This is a genomic window from Streptomyces sp. NPDC006643 (genome assembly GCF_042870175.1).
In the GTDB taxonomy this organism is placed as follows: Bacteria; Actinomycetota; Actinomycetes; order Streptomycetales; family Streptomycetaceae; genus Streptomyces.
In genome coordinates this window covers 75,205-94,294 of sequence record NZ_JBIAHA010000022.1, presented here as the reverse complement: position 1 = coordinate 94,294, position 19,090 = coordinate 75,205, and the positions used below count along the sequence as shown (strand labels likewise).

Annotated in this window: 14 protein-coding genes, 1 tRNA gene and 3 pseudogenes; 11 read left to right on the top strand and 7 right to left on the bottom strand. The window is 68.5% G+C overall.

Annotated features, from left to right (window positions below; all coding sequences use genetic code 11):
• Positions 1–3 precede the first annotated feature (3 nt).
• The 4 genes and pseudogenes from ACFYNU_RS28045 to ACFYNU_RS28030 all read right to left on the bottom strand — a co-directional run.
• Positions 4–213, bottom strand: a pseudogene (locus ACFYNU_RS28045) (hypothetical protein); the annotation flags it as partial.
• Between the two features lie 75 nt (positions 214–288).
• Positions 289–480, bottom strand: a pseudogene (locus ACFYNU_RS28040) (hypothetical protein); the annotation flags it as partial.
• 513 nt (positions 481–993) lie between these two features.
• Positions 994–1,599: pseudogene (locus ACFYNU_RS28035) on the bottom strand (caspase domain-containing protein); the annotation flags it as partial.
• Positions 1,600–1,643: 44 nt separating this feature from the next.
• Positions 1,644–2,021 (bottom strand): hypothetical protein, encoded by a 378-nt coding sequence (locus tag ACFYNU_RS28030; RefSeq protein ID WP_356594894.1) that lies wholly within the window; start codon positions 2,019–2,021, stop codon positions 1,644–1,646.
• 172 nt (positions 2,022–2,193) lie between these two features.
• Between ACFYNU_RS28030 and ACFYNU_RS28025 the strand changes: the two genes are divergently transcribed.
• The 4 genes from ACFYNU_RS28025 to ACFYNU_RS28010 all read left to right on the top strand — a co-directional run bounded on the left by ACFYNU_RS28025 (position 2,194) and on the right by ACFYNU_RS28010 (position 7,398).
• Positions 2,194–2,266, top strand: a tRNA-Arg gene (locus ACFYNU_RS28025).
• Between the two features lie 97 nt (positions 2,267–2,363).
• Positions 2,364–2,543, top strand: coding sequence for a hypothetical protein (locus tag ACFYNU_RS28020; protein WP_356594892.1), 180 nt, complete (start codon positions 2,364–2,366; stop codon positions 2,541–2,543).
• Positions 2,540–3,301 (top strand): hypothetical protein, encoded by a 762-nt coding sequence (locus tag ACFYNU_RS28015; RefSeq protein ID WP_356594890.1) that lies wholly within the window; start codon positions 2,540–2,542, stop codon positions 3,299–3,301. The genes ACFYNU_RS28020 and ACFYNU_RS28015 overlap by 4 nt, the downstream gene beginning before the upstream one ends.
• 635 nt (positions 3,302–3,936) lie before the next feature.
• Entirely contained in the window at positions 3,937–7,398 is a 3,462-nt protein-coding gene (locus ACFYNU_RS28010; RefSeq protein WP_356594888.1) for a type ISP restriction/modification enzyme, read from the top strand.
• Positions 7,399–7,537: 139 nt separating this feature from the next.
• Here the strand turns inward: ACFYNU_RS28010 and ACFYNU_RS28005 are convergent, their stop codons facing one another.
• Together ACFYNU_RS28005 and ACFYNU_RS28000 are read right to left on the bottom strand one after the other, a co-directional pair.
• Positions 7,538–7,687 carry a hypothetical protein gene (locus ACFYNU_RS28005; RefSeq protein ID WP_356594886.1) on the bottom strand — a complete coding sequence of 50 codons (150 nt, stop codon included), beginning with the start codon at positions 7,685–7,687 and terminating at the stop codon, positions 7,538–7,540.
• A gap of 31 nt (positions 7,688–7,718) precedes the next feature.
• Entirely contained in the window at positions 7,719–8,600 is an 882-nt protein-coding gene (locus tag ACFYNU_RS28000) for a helix-turn-helix transcriptional regulator (protein WP_356594884.1), read from the bottom strand.
• A gap of 141 nt (positions 8,601–8,741) precedes the next feature.
• Between ACFYNU_RS28000 and ACFYNU_RS27995 the strand changes: the two genes are divergently transcribed.
• The 7 genes from ACFYNU_RS27995 to ACFYNU_RS27965 all read left to right on the top strand — a co-directional run bounded on the left by ACFYNU_RS27995 (position 8,742) and on the right by ACFYNU_RS27965 (position 17,272).
• Positions 8,742–10,148 (top strand): MFS transporter, encoded by a 1,407-nt coding sequence (locus tag ACFYNU_RS27995; protein WP_356594882.1) that lies wholly within the window; start codon positions 8,742–8,744, stop codon positions 10,146–10,148.
• Positions 10,149–10,445: 297 nt separating this feature from the next.
• Complete coding sequence (locus ACFYNU_RS27990) at positions 10,446–12,158, top strand: hypothetical protein (protein WP_356594880.1); 1,713 nt, start codon at positions 10,446–10,448, stop codon at positions 12,156–12,158.
• Positions 12,159–12,937: 779 nt separating this feature from the next.
• Positions 12,938–15,205, top strand: coding sequence for an ATP-binding protein (locus ACFYNU_RS27985; protein WP_356594878.1), 2,268 nt, complete (start codon positions 12,938–12,940; stop codon positions 15,203–15,205).
• A 91-nt stretch (positions 15,206–15,296) separates the two neighbouring features.
• Positions 15,297–15,686 (top strand): roadblock/LC7 domain-containing protein, encoded by a 390-nt coding sequence (locus tag ACFYNU_RS27980; RefSeq protein WP_356594876.1) that lies wholly within the window; start codon positions 15,297–15,299, stop codon positions 15,684–15,686.
• Positions 15,687–15,784: 98 nt separating this feature from the next.
• Positions 15,785–16,063: a DUF742 domain-containing protein gene (locus tag ACFYNU_RS27975; protein ID WP_388767530.1), complete on the top strand. Its 279-nt coding sequence runs from the start codon at positions 15,785–15,787 to the stop codon at positions 16,061–16,063.
• Complete coding sequence (locus ACFYNU_RS27970) at positions 16,053–16,703, top strand: ATP/GTP-binding protein (protein WP_356594873.1); 651 nt, start codon at positions 16,053–16,055, stop codon at positions 16,701–16,703. Before ACFYNU_RS27975 ends, ACFYNU_RS27970 begins: the two co-directional genes overlap by 11 nt.
• Positions 16,700–17,272, top strand: coding sequence for a GAF domain-containing protein (locus ACFYNU_RS27965; RefSeq protein ID WP_388767528.1), 573 nt, complete (start codon positions 16,700–16,702; stop codon positions 17,270–17,272). Before ACFYNU_RS27970 ends, ACFYNU_RS27965 begins: the two co-directional genes overlap by 4 nt.
• A 96-nt stretch (positions 17,273–17,368) precedes the next feature.
• Here ACFYNU_RS27965 and ACFYNU_RS27960 read toward each other — a convergent pair whose 3' ends face one another.
• On the bottom strand, positions 17,369–18,571 hold the full coding sequence (locus ACFYNU_RS27960) for an acyl-CoA dehydrogenase family protein (RefSeq protein WP_356594871.1): 1,203 nt from the start codon (positions 18,569–18,571) through the stop codon (positions 17,369–17,371).
• Between the last annotated feature and the right edge of the window lie 519 nt (positions 18,572–19,090).

Here is a 19,090-nt window from a genome sequence, read left to right as displayed (position 1 = left end):
AACCTAGCCCCGCTGGATTCCGGTGGTGTCGAGCAGCAGCCCCCGCACACGGTCCGCCGTCTGGGCGACGAGGGCGTCGTCCCGCCGCCCGACCGCCAAGTACCAAGTACCGGGCGCGAGTTCGGCGACCGCCGTCAGCGAACCGTCCTCGCTCATCAACGGACGCGGCACCGGCACGGCGAACCAGAACGGCACGAAATCCGTCTCCGGCGAAGCGGCCACGGCACTCGCGAGGAGTTCGGCGGCGCGCAGGGTCTCGCGGGCGTTGCTCTTCGTCACCTCGTGGCCTCCCCGCTGGATCCCGGTGGTGTCTCGCAGCAGCCCCCGCAGACCGTCCCCGAACTGCGCGACGAGACCGTCACCCCGCCGCCCGACCGCCAAGTACCACGTACCGGGCGCGAGTTCGGCGACCGCCGTCAGCGAACCGTCCTCACCCGTCAACGGACGCGGCACCGGCACGGCGAACCAGAACGGCTCGAAACCCGACTTCGCAGCCGCTGCCGCGGAGTCGGCACCGTCCCCCCGCTGGATCCCGCTGGTGTCGAGCAACAACCCCCGCAGACCGTCCGCGGCCTGCGCGACGATGGCATCGCCCCGCCGCCCGACGGCCAAATACCAATCCCCTGTGGCAAGTTCGGCGACCGGCGTCAGCGAACCGTCCTCGCCCATCAGCGGACGCGCCACCGGCACAGCGAACCAGAACGGCTCGAAACCCGTCTCCGGCGAAGCCGCCACGGCACTCGCGAGGCGCCGCGCGTTCTCCAGCATCTCCAGCGCGCGACGCTCCGCCTCCAGGCGCAACGCCTCGGTCTCCAACTGCACCCGCTCCGCCCGCTTCTCCATCTCCGCGAGCCGCGCCTCGATCTCACTCTGCCGGGAGGGCTCCTCGCCTCCGCCCGCCACGGCGGCCCTGTTGCGGGCGATGGCGATGAGCCCTCCCGTATTGCGGTTGCGCTGCTGGGGCAGCGGCCGGGACTTGCTCGCCAGACTCCCGTGAAGATGCCGGTAGAGGGTGTCCATGTCGAGCAGATCGGGCGCGCCGGGGATGCCGCCGGTCAGGGCCGCGATCAGCTCGCCGGTGAACGCGGTGTAGGTCTCCCCGGGCGGGGACAGGGCTGGACGGGTCTCGGCGGAGGCGGTGAGCAGGCATGTTCCCTCGACGACGGCCTGATCCGCGATCTGCACCTGCGCGTTCATCGCGCCGATCAAGGCGCGTCCGCTGTAGCAGCAGTCCAGGATCAGCACGGTGCGCTGCGTACTGGCCTGTACGTCCAGTACGGCCCGGCGCAGATACTCGTACCGCAGCGAGGTGTACTCGCGTTCGCGGTCCGAGTGGGGCAGCGCCAGATACAACTCGTCGGTGTGCGGATCCGTGAGGCCGTGCCCGGCGTAGTAGACGAGCAGGGTGTCCCGGGCCCGGCGGGCCTTCTCCCGTACGGTGTCCAACACCCGCCCGACATCGCGGGGTTGGGAGATCACGGTGCACGCTCCGGCCGGCAGCCCCCACACCGCGGGATCGGTCAGCGCCTCCCGCAGCCCCTCCACGTTCCGGGCGACGGCGGGCAGCCCCTCCAGATTCGCGTAGTCGTGCACGCCCACCAGCACGGCCTCCGAACGGGCCGGATCCGACAGCGCTACCACGACTACTCCGCGTCCCCGCCGCTCCGGTTCAAGACCGCCAGAATCCGCTCGACCGCCTCGGGCGAGCCGTCCTGCACGGTGACGACGACCCCGTCCCGTTCGAGCCGCACCTGCGGTGGCCGCGCCCGCGACCCCCGCCACGTGAGCACGGCGGTGATCAGGCTCCCGAGGGCGATGCTGTTGGCGAGCACGACATTGACGACCTCCAGACCGCCGCCCATCCGCCCCTGCCCCGACTCCCCCACCCCCGCGACCACCTGCGCCCGCCCGCGCAACTCGGGCTCGGCCACCAGCCACCGCCCCAACGAACTCGCGTCCTGAACGTACTCGCCCCGCTCCCCGTCCGCCGTACCGTCACCGAACGAGAGGATGATCTCCACGCTGCCATTTCCTTCCCCCGAAGATGCCCGCCCCCTCATGGTAGAGCCGCCCCCGCTCCCACCCCGAGACACTCCCACCCCCACACGGAGAAACCTCCCCGACGGCTATCCGCTAGGCTGTCCGTGCCCAGCCGTTACCACCGCGCACCACCTACGCGACCACCACGGCGGAGCCTCCGTAGCTCAGGGGATAGAGCACCGCTCTCCTAAAGCGGGTGTCGCAGGTTCGAATCCTGCCGGGGGCACAACAAAAAAGCCTGTTCAGAGGCCCTTTCTACGGGCGTGCGAGGGCCACTACAGCCGACTAATCCTGAGCGGCGACGATCTGGTTGAGATGGGCAAATGAAGGACATCCGGCGTGCTGCCGGGGCAGCACGCCACCACCTCGGCTGGAAGCCGACCACCGGACTCGTCGCGGGCCGTCTTTTCATCGCGACGAGCGAAGTGCCCGAAGCGGTCAAGCAACTCGCCGAGAAGGCCGCAGTCGACACGATGGACCGTGCTTGGCGGGATCACCAGTGAACTCGGTAGCCCTGCCCGAGCCCACCACGGTGCTGGCCGAGACCAATTGGGCCACCCTGGAGCATGCCTACGGGACGGCGGAGGACACCCCCGCGCAACTCGTCGCCCTGCTGAATGCCGACGAAGGTGTCCGCTCAGAGGCTCTGGATCACCTCGACCACGCGGTGCTGCATCAGTGCACCCTGTACTCCGCGACAGCACCGGTCGCTCTCTACGTGGCGGGCATCCTCACCGACCCGCGTACCGCTGTGCCCGTCGGCGCAACACCCCGCGCCGTTCCCGGTCCGTTGCGCGCGGAATTGCTGGACTGGCTGGACTCGGCCGCCAACGAGGTCACCGACGAAGCCGAAGCGACCAGCCGGCACCTTGGATTCCCGCCCGAGGACTACCCGCCGTTCGTCCAGATCCGTGAAATTCGCCCCGCGATATTCGCTGCGGTCTCCTGCTGCCTCAACGACCCCGATCCGCATGTGCGCAAAGCGGCCATCGCCGCTTGCATCCCACTCCTCGACGACCCACGCCTGTTCAGTCGTCGGAGAGACCTGGTGCCACTGCTGCGCAAGATTCTGGCCGTGAGTGACCGGTGGCAGTACCGCGATCGGTCGATCGAAGCTCTTGCCGCCTGGGGCGAGGACACGACAGGGCTGGAGATACGTCGGGAAGCGTTCGAGGTGTGCGACTCGGAGCCAAGCAACACCCGCGATTGGCCCACGGAACCGCCGCCGCCAACGGGCTACGCATCTGATCTGCCGTTCTGAACCCGCGCTGGTGCGATGTTCTCGGCCCCCTCGATTTCCGCGTCTCGGCACGGATCAAGACGCACATCACGCTGTAACGGCCCCCCTGACCGCACCGTTTGCCCGTCTGCCGACGTGGCCAGGGCCTTCCGCGCTTCCTTCAGGTAGTGGTCCAGCGCCGCCCTGGTGCCGCAGGTGTAGTCGTTACCGAAGCTGACCAGTCGGCCGTCGTCCTGCGTGACGCGCGCACCGTCCTGACCGGCCTCGTGTGCGCGCGCGATGCGTGAGCGGACAGTCCGGCACAGGGAGCCACGAGTCGGATGGGATACGACGTCGCAAGGCGCTGATCAGGGAGATCAGTACCCCGCGGCACGGTGGCGCACTGCCCAGCAAGTATTCGGTCCCACTCCTGAAGCGGGTGTCGCAGGTTCGAATCCCGCCGGGGCACAGAGACAGAGAGGTGCCGAGCCAGAGCCCATCCGTCCAGACTGCGGAGGGGCTTCTGTGCCTACAGCACCCGTGCAGCAGGTGTGGCGGAGCGGGTGCTGCCGCAGAAGGTGGCGTGCGCAGCCTTCGGGCCCCCTCGACGTTCGGTGACGTTGCGCTTACCGTGTGTCGAGTTGGATGCCGGGAGTGTGCTGGCCTCTGGGGGCGGGATGCAGCGCAGGGACGGGTTTCGGCGAATCGTCAGCGAGTTTGGTGCGACGTGCAAGCAGGCATTGCTGCACGGACAGAAGGAAGCCGCGATACGCCGGGCGACGGAGACGCTTCTCTCCGACGCGGCGAGCTTGTTCGGGCTGCAAGCCGTACTGCATGCCGAGGTCGCGATCGCCGCGCATCGCATTAGGCCCGATCTGGCAGTGCGGATCGGGAAATCACCGCGCAACATCGTCGGTTATGTCGAGCTGAAGAGCCCGGACAAGAACGTGATCCACCCCGGCGGGCTGAACCAGCGCGATCGCCTTCAGTGGGAGGGCATGGCGAAACTCCCCAACTTGATCTACACCAACGGCCAGACGTGGATCATGTACCGCTCGGGCCGGCAGCATGGCGACACCATCCACCTTGACGGCGACCTGCGCACCGCCGGCTCTCGCTTGCGGCTGTCGGCTGGCAGTGAGGCCTCCTTCGAAGCGATGCTGATCGCGTTCTTCAGCTGGCAACCGCAACCACTGACGTCCATGCGGGAAGTGGTCGCCCATGTTGCCCCTCTGTGCACCCTCCTGCGGGACGCCGTCCACGACCGCCTCGACGCCGAGGCCAGCCTCCCGCGCCACCACCGCCCGTTCACCGACCTGGCATCCACCCTTGAGGTCGACCTCTTCCCGACCACGGACGACCGGGACAAACCGGCGGCCTTCGCCGACCGCTATGCCCAGTCCGTCACCTTCGCCCTTCTGCTCGCCGGCTCCGACTCCACCGGCGACAGCGACAGCGCGTTGGCCGGTATGAGCCTGCACGAAGTAGGCAGGCGTCTCGGGGCGGAGCACTCCGTCATGGGCCGCGCCCTGCAGATCCTCACCGACCAGGTCGAGGGAGATTTCCGCGACAGCCTCGACATGCTCGTACGCGTCATCGACGCCATCGACTGGAGGAGCGCCCTGGCCGGCGAACCCGGCTTCCACATCCATCTCTACGAGCACTTCCTACAGGAGTACGACGCCGACTTGCGTAAGGACTCCGGCACTTACTACACGCCGGCGCCGCTGGTGACGGAGATGATCCGACTTGTCGATGAAGTGCTGGCCACCACGCTGGACTGCCCGGACGGCTTCGCCGACCCTGGTGTGTCCATCATCGACCCCGCCATGGGCACCGGCACCTTCCTCACCGGCATCATCGACCTCGTCGCCCGTAAACAGTCCGAGGGCGGCAACGAAGGCTTCCGCGCCGAATCCGTACAGGAACTGGCCGGCCGACTGATCGGCTTCGAGAAACAGATGGGCGCCTTCGCCGTCGCACAGATGCGCGTCGGGCAGATGCTGCGCCATCTCAATGCCCGGGTCCGGCTGCACGACATGCGCCTGCATCTGGCCGACACCCTCGCCGATCCCTGGCGGCCCAGCGAACTCTTCGATCGCTACGGAGCCTTATGGGGGCCGCTACGTGATGACGCCGAAGCGGCAAGCACCATCCAGCGCGACGGACATATCACCGTCGTCATCGGCAACCCGCCTCACCGCGAACAGGCAGAGGGCCAGGGCGGATGGATCGAGAAGGGTTCACCCGGCCGTGGCACCCCACCGCTGGACGATTTCCGAATGCGCGGTGCGGCAGGCGTTTACGAGAACAAACTGAAAAGCCTCTGCACCTACTTCTGGCGCTGGGCCACCCACAAAGTTTTCGACCAACACGACGACCATCGCCACGGCGTCGTCTGCTTCGTCAGCACGGGCGGATTCATCCGCGGCGCTGGATTCCAGGGCATGCGGTCCTACTTACGGCGCACCTGCACCGAGGGCTGGGTCATCGACCTCACACCCGAAACCAAAAGACCCCCGCTCAACAGCCGTTTCTTCCCTGGCGTCCAGCAGGAGTTGGCTATCGCCATCTTCGTCCGTCGGCAAGGCGAGCGACAAGACGAACTGGCCCCCATCCATTACACCGCCGTCCACGGCACTCGCCAGGGCAAAGAACGGCAGTTGCAGGACCTGCACATCGGCGGTCCCGGCTGGCGTACCTCCCGCCCTGCCGAGCCTGCCCCCTTCACGCCCGCCTCCATCAGCGGGTGGGACACCTTCCCCGCCCTCACCGACCTCATGCCCTGGTGCAAACCCGGCGTCACCACTAATAGGAATTGGGTCATCAGTCCGTCCAAGATCACCCTGCGCCTACGCTGGGACCGCGTCATCCAAGAACGCAACCCCACTGCCAAACAGGCCCTGTTCAAGCAAACCCAAAGCCGTACTCTCGATCGAGAAGCCCCCCAAATCCCCGGCCACGCCCACCCCGCAATTCTCCTTCGTGACGAGCGCGGTCCCTGCCCCGCGCCAATACGTATCGCTCGCAGAGCCCTGGATCGCCAGTGGCTCATACCGGACGGCCGTCTCATCGACCGCGCACGTTCCGAGCTGTGGCAGGCCGACATCGACGGCCAGATCTACGTCATCGAGCAGCACGCCCAGCCCTTGCAGTCTGGTCCGGCCTTACTGTTCACCGCCCTCGTACCCGATGTGCACTACTTCAACGGAAATGGCGGCCGTGTCCTGCCGCTCTTGCACGCTGACCACGCACCCAACATCTCCCCAGGGCTGCTACGCCACCTCGCCAACTCCTACGGGCTCCAAGAGGTCCTCCCCGAGGATCTGATCGCCTATATCGCCGCCGTCACCGCCCACCCAGGCTTCACCGAGCGCTACGCAGACGATCTCAACTCCCCCGGAGTACGCGTCCCCTTGACCGCCGCCGGCGGACTCTGGCGGGAGGCCGTGAACCTGGGACGCCACATCCTCTGGGCATCCACCTTCGGCGCACGCTGTATCAACCCCGACGACGACCGTCCGGCAGGAGCATCTAATAGTCCCGTGCGACAACTTCACCCCGAGATCAAGTACGCCCGAGAAGTCGCGCCCAGCACCCTCCCCTCCACCGTCAGTTATGACAGGGAGAGCCAGCACCTGGTTATCGAGGGCGGCATCTTCACCGGTGTTACGCCTCGCATGCGCGACTACACCACCGGCGGGCGCAATGTCCTCGACAGTTGGCTCGGCTACCGCAGCGACCGTACCGCCGGAAAGATCACCAGTGAACTCGACCGTGAGCGTCCCGAACGCTGGGAGCCCGATTGGAGCAAGGAGCTTGTAGAAATCCTTGCCGTGCTCAGCCACCTCACCGCCCTGGAACCGCAGCAGGCAGAGCTACTCAACCGTATCGTCGCCGCGCCCCTGATCGACGTCGATGAACTCACTCGACGCCGTGTCCTCCCGGTACCCGAACACTCAAAGCACGCTCACAAGGGCACGAATCACACCTTCCTGCCCGGCATGGAAACCGTCGATGGTCAACCGTCCGGACCCGTCGCCCCTCTGTCCCTCCCGAACGACCCGCCAAGTACCGCGCTGCCCAAGACGCACTCGCCTGTGCGCCCCGGCACTCGACGGCGCCGCGGCCCCGTTTGATCGATGCCGCCGGCAATCAGTACGTGTGCCTCTTCCCCTCCAGACATGCGCTCTTGGGGCACCATGCACCACCTCCTTGACCTGGGACTTCTCTGCCCAGAGAGGGCCTCACTCGGCTCCGGACCACACGTACCCCCTCTCACAGCCTGCCGGTCACAACTCCGCGCCAGGTCCAGCCCGCAGTAAGGACCGTCTTCTGCAAGGGGGTCTTCAGATCGGAGCTGGTGAAGCTGGAGGGCTCGATCATCTCGTTCTTCTCCGGGACCAGGCGCATTCGGGCCTGGAACATCTGGCTCACCTGCGTGACGCGCATTCGGCGATCAGGTCGGCATTCTCCTCGCGGGCGTCCCGGGCGTAGGTGCCGGTGTTGTGGTGAGCCAGCTGGTGAGGAGGCGGAGGTTTTCTGATGTTGGGGAAGATGCGGGTGCGTGGTGGATTGTTAGGGTTTGGTCGGAGTCGTCCGGTAGTTGGAGGGACTCGTACGAGAGCGTGAGGTCGCCGACCAGGGGGTGGTGGAGGCGGGTGGTGCCGTGGTGGGGCTCCTGGATGTCGTGGTGGGACCAGAGGCGGTGGAAGTCCGGGCTCGTTGTGGTGAGTTCGGTCAGCAGTGAGCGCAGGTGGGGGTCGTCGGGGCGGCAGCTGGAGTGGCGGCGGAGGGCCGCCACGCAGGACGCCGCCTGGGGTTCCCAGTCCAGGAACCGGTCGCGGAAGTCGGGGCGCAGGAACAGCAGGCGTGCCCAGTTGCGGTCGTGCGGGGGCAGCAGCGACCAGTCGCCGAAGAGTGCCGCCGCCGGGGCGTTCCAGGCCAGGAGGTCCGAGCGCCAGCCCGTGATGTACGCCGGGGCGCCGTCCAGGGACCGCAGCATCTCCCGCAGCGCGGGGCGTACCCGCTGGTGCGGTGGGAGAGGGGTGGGGTGTCCGGTGGGCCGGTGGCATTTGACCAGGCGGGTGAGGTGGTCGCGTTCGGCGTCCGTCAGGCGCAGGGCGCGGGAGAGCGCGGCCAGGATCTCCGGGGACACGTTGGGGGCCCTGCCCTGTTCGAGGCGGGTGAGGTAGGCGACCGACACCCCGGCGAGTTGCGCCAGTTCCTCGCGGCGCAGGCCCGGGACCCGGCGGTAGCGGCCGTACGACGGCAGGTCCACGTCCTGCGGGGTCAGGCGTGCGCGGCGGGTGCGCAGGAAGGCGCCCATCTCGGCATTCATGGGTCAAGACGGTACGCGCAGGGGCCGGGCCGTGGGTGTTCCTGGCAGTGGCAGGAACAGCGGGGACCTGGCTGGTGCCGGTCCCGCCGGTGAGGCTCGCGGCATTCGCCGGGAGTTGCTCACTGGGAGGGGACACGTCTTATGCCGGGTGCTTCGGACACGAGAGAACAGAGAGAACAACAGGAGGGCCCGGCGCGCTGGCCCGCGCGGCTCTGGGTCTCGCTGCTGATCTTCAGCGGGGTGATCCTGCTCGACGGTCTCGACATCTCGATGATCGTCGTCGCCGTCCCCGCGATCCAGGACGAGTTGGGAATGAGCACGGCCACCGCGCAGTGGCTGGTCGGCGCCTACATCCTGGCGTTCGGCAGCTTCCTGCTGCTGGGCGGGCGGGTCGCGGATCTGTTCGGCAGGCGGCGGGTGCTGGTGATCTCGATGGGCGCGTTCGCCGTCGTGTCGCTGTTCGGGGCGCTCGCCGACGACGGCGTCCTGCTGATCGTCTCGCGCTTCGTCAAGGGCATGGCGGCGGGCTTCGCCGCGCCGGCGGCGATGTCGCTGCTCACCACGACCTTCCCCGAAGGGCCGCAGCGCAACAAGGCGTTCGGGATCTTCAACGTCTTCGAGGCGTCGGGGTACTCCTCCGGTCTGCTCGTCGGCGGGCTGCTCGCCGGCCTCAACTGGCGGTCCATCTTCATCCTGCCGATCCCGCTCTCCGTACTGCTGCTGATCGGCGCGCTGGTCTTCCTGCCGCCGGATCCGCCCCGTACGCGGCGCCCGCGGCTCGATCTCGGCGGCGCCGTCACCCTGCTCGCCGGCATGCTGCTGCTCGTCTTCAGCGTGGTCTCAGCGGCCGACGTGGGCTGGTGGTCGTGGCGGACCGTGGGCGGGATCGCCCTGTCCGGGGTGCTGCTGGCCGGATTCCTGGCGATCGAGCGCACGGTGAAGGAGCCGTTGATCCGGCTGGGCATCTTCCGTAACCGGGGGCTGGTGACGGCCAACATCAGTATCGCGCTGCTGTACGGGGGCGCTATGGGCTTCCAGTTCGTGCTGGCCCTGTATCTCCAGGACCTGGAGGGCTGGCGGCCGTGGCAGATGGCGCTCGTGCTGCTGCCCGCCGGGCTCATGGTCGTCGTCATCGGGCCCAAGCTCGGCGCGCTGATGAACAGATTCGGTGTGAACAAGGTGTTGATGGTGGGGCTCGTCGCCTTCCTGCCCTGCTATCTGCTGATGCTGCGCATCGGGCCGGAGCCCGATCTGTGGACCGTTCTGCTGCCCGCTTCGCTGCTCTGGGGCGTGGGGTTCGCGCTCAGCATCGCGACGCTGATGGTCGCGGGCACCGCCGGGGTGCCCGACGAGGAGCAGGGTCTCGCGGCGGGGATGCTGAACAGCTCGCTCCAGGTCGGGGGCGCGTTCGGCCTCGCCGTCGTCACGGCGGCGATCATGCCGGGCACGGAGCTGTCGATGCTCCGGCCGGGGTTGGTGATCATCTTCCTCTTCGGGGTTCTGACGCTGGTGGCCCTGCTGACGGGGCTGCCGCGGAGGTCCGACTGACGCCGGCGGGGGCGTGGACGACCACGGCCCGGACCCCGGTCCGGCCCGTGGTCGCGGGCCCCACACGGCTCCCTCACCAACTGCCTTATTAGTGAAGGCTGTTGACTAACCGTCGATCCTCTGGCCAGGGTTCTGCTGGACAGCGGCGCGGACTCGGAGTGATCATGTGTCTGCCGAGATGGCATATTCGGCTTTCGAGACCGTGCGTACGACACCGTGAGGACGAGTCAGCTGGATGGCACTTCCGCTTCGACTATCCGACCACGCCGTTCCGGTTGCCCCGGGAGGGCTCGGCTCGTGACCCCTCCGGACAGTCACAACGACCACGGCGAGCACGCCGACAACGCCGACCGCGACGCCCACGGCGTCCAGGACGCCCACGCCGACCGCGACGCCCACGACGTCCACGGCCGGTCCGTCGAGACCGCCGCCGCGGTCACCGCCGGAAGGCCGGCCGGGCGCGTGACCGAGCGAGCCCCCGAGCGGGCCTCCGAGCGATCCCCCGGGCCCGCCGAGCAGCGACCGCCCACACTCCTGCGCGTCCTGCTCGAACGGCTCAACTGGGCCAAGTTCGCCGTCTTCGACGTCCAGTTCAGCCTCGCCGCCCGCCGCGCCGCCAAGGAGTACGGCAACAGCCGCGTCGGCAACGTCTCCGTCTCCCGCATCACCTTCAAGCGGTGGCTCGCCGGCACCCAGTCCCCCCAGGGCGACGCCGCGACCGTCCTCGCGTACATGCTCGGCGTCGAGGTGGACCTGCTGCTCCAGCGCGTGCCCAGCCGCGAGGTGGTCCCGGCCCGGCTGCCGCACGGTTCGTCGCTCGCCACCGCCCGCTCGATGGACGCCCTGTGGTCCAGTTCCTCGCTCTCCCCCTCGGAGGCGGCGGCCGGCACGGGCGGGCTCTGGTATCTGGACGGTCTGCGGATCTTCGACGGTACGGCGGTGCCCGCCCAGATGTACGAGGCGACGTCCCAGGACGACGTCGTTTCGATCGCTGTCGAGGAAAACCCACATCTACGCGCGTTCGTGCAGCCCGCGCGTCGTGCCTTGCTACTGGCGTCGCTCGGCGGCAGCGGCGGCGAGGGACTTTTCGTACTCGATTCCGCCCGCGCGCGTTACCAGTTGGACGCCGATCCGCGCGGGACGCTGCCGATACCGAAGCCGTACCGGCTGGACGACCTGACCTTCGGCATCCTGTGGGCGATGCTGAATCTGGAGGACAGTCTCCTCGCGGACGACCACATCCTCGACAGTGAACAGCGTGAGCTGGAAAGCCATTTAGCAATGCCCCGCTCGGCCGTGGCACGTTCGGCGGTACCCGAACTGTCCCGGGTGGGAGCGGCCTGGCTGGGCTCGTACTTCTGCGCCCTGCACATCGACCGTCATCTCGGCGAGGTGACGGAACCGCCTTTCTTCTGGACGCGTGAGCAGACGGGCGAGGAAGGCGCGGCCTGGCTGTTCTTCCGGCACAAGCACGAGCACCTCACCCGTGCGGCGGCCCGGCGCAGCGATCCGTCCGTACGGCCGGGGCACGCTTTCTGCATACCGGAACAGTCCGTCAAGGAGAGCGAGCCGTACGAGCGAATCCTGCTGTTCCTCTCCGTCGCCCTGATGGAGATGCACGGACTGACGGTGTGGGTCTGCGCGGAGGAGGAGTACTCGCAGATCGACGAATTCGTACTGGCCCCCGACGACCGGGTCATCGTGGCCAACTGGCTTCGCTCGGACGGTATTTGGCGGGTCGGTATTACGGATCAGCGGTCCCAGGTCCGTACGTACACCCAGGCGATCGACCATGCCCGCGCGCACAGCGTGATCGACGGACCCTCGTCGGCGAACCGACTGCGCGCACTGGCAGACTATTTGTCGATCGACTGGCCCTGGCTGCTGCGCCGGTGCCAGGAGTTGGGGGCGTACGGCAGCTCCGGCATGCTCCGGCCGCGCAGCCGGCTGCTCAGCATGGACCAGTTGGACGAGGTCCTGCGCTTCGTCGGTGAACTCGATCCGAAGTGACGGCGCGGGCATGACGGCGCGGGCGTGACGGCGCGGGCGTAACGCGCGTGTGCGTAGTGCGCGTGTGCGTAACGCGCTTACGCATGTCGCGCTTTTACATGCCGCGCGTGTGCGGGACCCGTGTGCGGGGCGTGCCTGTGCGTGACGAAGTGACCCGCGTCACTTGGATCCGACGTAAAATCAGGCGCCACTGAACGCCATTCACCGGGCCGATCACCAATTCTCCCCGTTGTGAAGGTCAAGCATGTTTGAAGTGCCTTGCCACTGGGGACAGTTGAGTCGAGGATTGCGATGCGAGGTTTGAGAGGTTCTTCCTCGGACCCCGCTCAAACTCCTCCCACATGCGACCTCATACCGATCGCCGCGACCCGCGAAATCGATCGTTTGGCGGTCGTATCCCCGTCGTGCCCTGCCGACGGGCTCTTTGCGTTCGAGCCAATAGCCGCTTTTGCCTGGTTCACATTGTGAAGCCGCCGGGGTTAAGCGACCGCTGAACGATCCCCTCCACCCGTGGCGACGAACGCGCTTTCGCATCAAGCTTGTTATGGCTCTTAATGACGCTGGCATGTGCCTGTCCCGTCCAACTGCCCGTCTGTGAAGGCTCCTTATCCCCATGGTCCGCTTCCTCGTGCTCGCATCGCCGACCCGGACGTGTCGGCCGGCTGACGCGGCGGCTCCCGAGGGCGGCGGCCGGGGCGGTGAGCCTGGAGCACCGAGCCGGCGCCGAAGCGCGGCCCCTTCACCTTCATCCGCCGGTCCCCGTCGTACCGAGGACATTTATGCCTGAACTCTCCCCGCACGCCGCTGCCCCAGCCGACCGCCGTAGCGGTCGGCGGCGCGGACGTTCCGCTCGGAACAGCCAGAACCCCGGGAACGCCGCCCAGGCCCCCCTGGGCCAGGCTCCGGGCCGGGCCCTGGCCAAGGCCAACCGGAATCTGGCCACCGAGAAGGGTCTGCGCTCGCGGATCCGTTTTCTCGTCGTGATGCCCGTCTCCACGGTCTCGGTGCTGGCCGCCGGCGCGTGGTCCACCTGGCAGTTCGCCGGGAACCCCGTGGCGACCTGGTCGGCCGTCGGCGCCGCCGCCGTCGTCGGCGTGGGCACGGTCACCGCCGCCGCCCGTAAGGCCGCCGCGGTCTCCACCGCCGTACACGAGCAGCGGGTCACCAACGCCACCTCCGCCCGCCAGTGGGTCGAGCGCTTCGAGGCGGTGACCGCCGAGGGGCAGAAGAACATCGCCCAGCTGCTGGAGCAGATCAGCCGCGGCGAGCGCCCCCAGCTGCCGGACCCGCTGCCGCACCCGGTCAGCCAGGGCAACCCGTTCGCCGATCTCGAACAGACCCTGCGGCTCGCCCAGCACCAGGCGCTGGCCGCCGTCGCCGAGGCGGGCGCCCGGCAGCAGGTCGACGTGTTCGTCAACATCGCGCAGCGGCTGCACGCGCTGGTCAACCGCGCGCTGGCGCGTCTGGACGATCTGGAGAGCGAGGTCGAGGACCCGGACCTGCTCGGCGGTCTCTTCGGCGTCGACCACCTGGTCACCCAGTTCCGGCGCCAGGTGGAGAGCCTGGCCGTGATGGGCGGTGCGGTCCCCCGCCGTATCAACAAGCCCGTCCCGCTGCCGACCGTGCTGCGCCAGGGCGTCGCCGAGATCGAGCAGTACGCGCGCGTACGAGTCATCCAGCCGCCCGAGGGCACGCTGCCCGGCTACGCGGCGGCCGAGGTCATCCATCTGCTGGCCGAACTCGTCGAGAACGCGGCCCGGTTCTCCGCCCCGGAGACCCAGGTCACGCTGCGCGCCGAGCGCGTCCCGGCCGGTCTCGCGATCGAGATCGACGACCGGGGGCTGCCGATGGCGCCCGAGAAGCTGGAGCGGATGAACCGGCTGCTCACCAGGCCGGACCAGTTCGACATCCGCGAGCAGCTGGAGGACGGCCGGATCGGTCTGTTCGTGGTCGCGCAGATCGCGCGCAGGCACGACATCGACGTCGCGCTGCGCCGGAACATCTACGGCGGTACGCAGGCCGTCGTCGTGCTGCCGAGCGCGCTGCTCGACGCCGCCCCGCCGCCGCCCGTCCAGCGCCAGGCGCCGGAACAGCGCCAGGCGCCCGAGCAGCGCCCGGTGCCTGAGCAGCGTCAGCCGGAGCAGTACGCGGCCGAGCACGCGCAGCGTACGGAGCGGTCCCCCGAGCCCTCGTCGGGCGCGGCCTGGTCGCACCCGCAGCCCGGCTCCCAGAGCGCGTCCCAGTCCCCGTCCCAGCCGGTGTCCCAGCCGGTGTCACAGCCCGCAGCGGGCGGGCCCGGCGCGGCCGACCACCGCAGCCCGCTGCCCGCCGAGACCGGCGCCCACGCCTCGTTCGGCGGTCGCGGGTCGCGCGACGAGATGACGACGCCCGTACGCCGCATCGGCTCGCCCTCGGCCCACGCGGCTGCCGCCGCGGCGGCAGCCACCGCGACGGCGACCGCCTCGACCGGATCCATCGGCTCGACCGGATCCCATGGCTCGCACGGCGCCAACGGCTCGTACGGATCCCACGGTTCGCACAGCGCCAACGGATCCCACGCCAACGGCGGCCACAACACCAGCGGCAGCAACGGCAGCAACGGCAACAGCAGCACCGCCGAGGTCCCGCTCCCGCTCCCCCAGCGGAAGCCCGCCCCGTACGCCGCGAGCAGCGACTCCCCCTACCCCGGCACCGGAAACCACCAGGACTCCGGCCACCTCGGCGGCCGGCCCCCCGCCCCCGCCCACTCCAACTCCGGCCAACCCAGCGCCGGCCGCCCCACCCCCGGCTCTGCCGATGTCACACCCCCCGAGGTCCCCCGATCCACCCAGGCCTCACCCCCCAGCGACGCCACCAGTCCTCCCGGCCGCCGGCCTACCCTGCCCCGGCGGAGCGAGACGTACCGCGGACCCGAGTTCCCGCGGCTCGCCGACGCCGACCGGCAGGTCGTCGCCCCGAATCCGGATCTGATGGCTCGTTTCGCCTCAGGCATCAGGCTCGCCAGTTCGGAAGACGGCCCTCAAGGGCCCCCCGACCAGACGAGCTGACGCTGCCTTCGGCGGTCGCCCAACCACTTACGGAGTCACTCTCTTGCCAAACGAAGTTTTTTCGGCCCAGCAGCCCGATCTGGACTGGTTGATGGCTGATTTCATCAGGCGCGTCCCCGGTACGGAGGGCGCCGTCCTGGCTTCCAGTGACGGAGTGCGTAAGCACTCGTACGGTCTGAGCATCGACTCGGCGGACAAGTTGAGCGCGATCAGCACCGCGCTGTGCTCGCTGGCCGGCGGTGTCCGTGACATCAAGGGTCCCGCCGACGGCAGGGTCAGGCAGGTGGTGGTCGAGCACGACAACGGGCTGCTCTTCGTGTCCATGGCCGGCCCCGGGGCCGTCCTGGGTGTGCTGGCCTCCGACAGCGCCGATCTGGGCGCCGTCGGTTTCGAGATGGGCCAGCTGGTCAAGAGCGTGCCCGAACACCTGAGTACGCCACCGCGGTTCAGGCAGCCCGCCGTCGACGACCGGGTGCACTGATCATGGCGGCCTTAGACGGTACCCCCTGGGTCGACGACGACGAGCACGAGGTTCGTCCGTACGCCCTGACGGGTGGGCGAACGCGGCCCACGAACGAGATGAGTCTGTCGTCTCTCCTCAAAGCACGCGCCACGGCACCGGAGGGCTATCTCAGCCCGGAGGCGGCCCACTGCCTCGCGCTCTGCCGCGGCGAGGCACGGTCGGTGGCCGAGGTCGCCGCCACGCTGGGCCAGCCGGTCCAGGTGGCCAAGATCCTGCTCTCCGACCTGCTGGACGCGGGCGCTCTGATCATGGCGATGCCCACGAGAACGGCCGACCCGAAAGATCCGAATCTGCTGGAGGCAGTGCTTGAGGGGCTACGAACCTATGTCGTCTGACGATCCCATCGCCCTGAAGATCGTGGTCGGTGGCGGCTTCGGCGTGGGCAAGACCACCATGATCGGCTCGGTCAGCGAGATCAAACCGCTGTCGACCGAGGAGACACTCACCTCGGCGAGCAGCGGCACGGGCACCGACCGGCTGGAGGGCATCGAGAACAAGGCCACCACCACGGTGGCCCTGGACTTCGGCCGCATCACGCTCCAGAAGCAGAACATGGTGCTGCTGCTGTTCGGCACCCCCGGTCAGCAGCGCTTCTGGTTCACCTGGGACGACCTGTCGCTGGGCGCCATCGGGGCGGTCGTCCTGGCCGACACCCGCCGGCTGCTGGACTGCTTCGCCGCCGTCGAGTACTTCGAGAGCCGGGACGTGCCCTTCGTCGTCGCGGTCAACGAGTTCGACGCGGACGACGCCTACCGCTACAGCTCGGAAGAGGTCCGCGACGCGCTCGAACTCAAGGCGGACGTACCGGTGTTGCTCTGCGACGCGCGCGACCCGGCCTCGGCGAAGCACGTACTGATCTCACTCGTCAGCTACGCGCACTCGGTCTCGCTCCGCCGCGCGCGGGAGCAGGCCGTACAGGCCCCGCCCCCCGCACCCCCCCTTCAGTACTCCAGCGATCTGGGAGCCACCTCATGACGTACGACACCGAAGCGGGCCTGCATCTCCCCGCACCCGACATGGACCTGGCGCGGCGGGAGGCCCGGCTGCGTGAACTGGGGCTCGGTGACATGCCCGACGCCCAGTTCGACGCCTTCGCGACGCAGCTCGCGCAGGCGGCGGGCGCGCCGTACGCGATGGTCAACTTCATCACCGGCCACCAGTTCTTCGCCGGTCTGCACACGCCGTCCCCCGGCCAGTCCGGCCAGTCGGGTCCGGACGCCGGCCCCGAGGTCAGCCGGATCATGTCCCGCGACCACGGTTACTGCCCGGACGTGCTCAACCGCCGTAAGGCGCTGGTACTGCCGGACGTGTACGCCTACCCGCGGTTCGCCTCGAACGAGGTGGTGGACCTGATCGGTATCCGTACGTACGCGGGCGCCCCGCTCATCGACGAGCGCACGGACACGGTGCTGGGCACGGTCTGCTTCGTCGGTACGGACCCGCGGGGCAAGGAGACGGGCCGCGACACCCTTCAGCTCATCAAGGAGAGCCGCGACGAGCTGATGCGCCTCATCTACCAGCGCACCGGTGGAGGCCCGCGCTGACCAGCGGGGCCTCACCGACGATTCACAGCCTCACAGCTCCACAAGCCCCATAGCTCCACAAGTTTCATAATCTTGTGGCCACTTGGGCACTTGGTCTCAGACGGCGACGGCCGCCCCCGCACCCGCGTGGGCGGCCAGTCGTCGTGACCACTCGCCCTTCGAGGTGCCGAGCGCGACCTCCGCCAGCCGCTGGAGCTGGATGTCGGACGTACCGGCCGGCGCGAAGATGTGGAACGCGTCGCGCGTGTAGCGCTCGATGGCGCGGTCCGTCGACAGACCGATGGCCGCGTGGACCTCCATGGCGACACGGGCGGAGTCCATCGCCGACTCGACGTTCACGAGCTTGGCGTTCATCAACTCGGCGTCGCAGGGCAGCCCTTGGTCCAGCAGGTGCACGGCGTGGTACGCGGCCAGCCGCGCCGTCATGTACGCCGACTGGATCTTCCCCAACTTCTGCTTGACCGTGGGGAGTTCCGCGAGCGGCGCGCCGTAGCGCTCCCGGGCGGTCGTGAACGCGATCGTCTCCTCCAGGATCGCCCGGTGGATGCCCAGCGCGACGGCGGTGAGGTTGGCCCGGCCGTAGAGCGTGCTGGAGGAGTACGCGACGGGCAGCCCGTCGCCCTCGTTGCCCAGCAGATTCGCCGCGGGCACCCGGCAGTTGTTGAAGATCAGCTCGCCGAAGGAGAACCCGTGCAGGCCCATGGCGGGCCGGTGCGGGGCGAGCGAGAAGCCGGGGCGGTCCGCCTCCACCAGGAAGGCGGAGAGGCCCTTGCTGCCCGGTCCTGTGCGCACCACGACGCCGTGCAGATCGCCGACGTGGGAGTTGCCGACGAACACCTTGGCGCCGTTGAGGACATAGTCGTCGCCGTCGCGGTGGGCGGTCGCCTCCATGCCCAGTACGTGGCCTCCCGAGCCGGCCTCGGTGACGGCGATGGTCGGCAGACAGCCGCCGGCCGCGATCTCCGGGAGCCAGGTCTTCTTCTGGGCGTCGCTGCCGAAGTGAATGATCTTCGCGACCCCGAGCTGCGAGGCCTGCACCATGGCGCCCATGGCGCCGCTGACCCGCGACAGCTCTTCGATGATGATCGTCTTCGCGACATGGCCGGCGCCCATGCCCCCGTACGCGGGATCGATGGTGACGCCCAGCCAGCCCTGCCAGGCGATGAGCTGCGACAGCTCGTGCTGGACGGCCTTGGACGCCTCCATCTCGGGTATTCGGGGCCGGACTTCGGCCTCGGCGAATGCCCGGACCTGCGCCCTGAGACGTTCATGGAATTCCGTGGTGAAATAGCCACTCATGCGCCTGTACAGCCCTCTCGAATGAGACATCTGTCAACTGTCAACATGGTTAGAACTGATCGGTGCTCTCAGTTAGGTCAGCGGAACCGGAACTCGCCCTACCGGCGGCAGGCGCTCCTACACAGTGACGATTTCCCGCTCTCGTTGCAGCACCGGACAGGGGTCGTTTGTGGGTCGTTTGCTGCGATGACTACACCCCGTGTCCGCGCGACTCTGTGCCAATCCGGCCTTTTTCACGTTTTGGCCGCCGACAGGTGTGGTTCCATCCGAACGCCAAACGACCCCCGCGCGGGTCATGAACGATCACGTTCGACGGTATGAAACGCGCCAAGGGACGTTTACGGGCTATTCGGGCATGCCGTAGGCATAACACGAGCACACTGCGGTGCCGGACGGGCACCCTCAGGCAGGGCGTTCGGGCCGCCGTGGCCGACCCGGTTCGCCGGACCCGCCGGACCCGCCGGTGAACGGTGCCGGAGCACCCGCGAGCCCCCGGAGAGAGTCCGTCCATCTGTATAC

Excerpts from the sequence above, each read along its gene's own strand:
- ACFYNU_RS28020 (WP_356594892.1), top strand. The coding sequence starts at position 2,364 with ATGAAGGACATCCGGCGTGCTGCCGGGGCAGCACGCCACCACCTCGGC.
- ACFYNU_RS28010 (WP_356594888.1), top strand. The coding sequence starts at position 3,937 with ATGCAGCGCAGGGACGGGTTTCGGCGAATCGTCAGCGAGTTTGGTGCG.
- ACFYNU_RS28005 (WP_356594886.1), bottom strand. The coding sequence starts at position 7,687 with ATGTTCCAGGCCCGAATGCGCCTGGTCCCGGAGAAGAACGAGATGATC.
- ACFYNU_RS28000 (WP_356594884.1), bottom strand. The coding sequence starts at position 8,600 with ATGAATGCCGAGATGGGCGCCTTCCTGCGCACCCGCCGCGCACGCCTG.
- ACFYNU_RS27995 (WP_356594882.1), top strand. The coding sequence starts at position 8,742 with ATGCCGGGTGCTTCGGACACGAGAGAACAGAGAGAACAACAGGAGGGC.
- ACFYNU_RS27985 (WP_356594878.1), top strand. The coding sequence starts at position 12,938 with ATGCCTGAACTCTCCCCGCACGCCGCTGCCCCAGCCGACCGCCGTAGC.
- ACFYNU_RS27980 (WP_356594876.1), top strand. The coding sequence starts at position 15,297 with ATGGCTGATTTCATCAGGCGCGTCCCCGGTACGGAGGGCGCCGTCCTG.
- ACFYNU_RS27975 (WP_388767530.1), top strand. The coding sequence starts at position 15,785 with ATGAGTCTGTCGTCTCTCCTCAAAGCACGCGCCACGGCACCGGAGGGC.
- ACFYNU_RS27970 (WP_356594873.1), top strand. The coding sequence starts at position 16,053 with ATGTCGTCTGACGATCCCATCGCCCTGAAGATCGTGGTCGGTGGCGGC.
- ACFYNU_RS27965 (WP_388767528.1), top strand. The coding sequence starts at position 16,700 with ATGACGTACGACACCGAAGCGGGCCTGCATCTCCCCGCACCCGACATG.
- ACFYNU_RS27960 (WP_356594871.1), bottom strand. The coding sequence starts at position 18,571 with ATGAGTGGCTATTTCACCACGGAATTCCATGAACGTCTCAGGGCGCAG.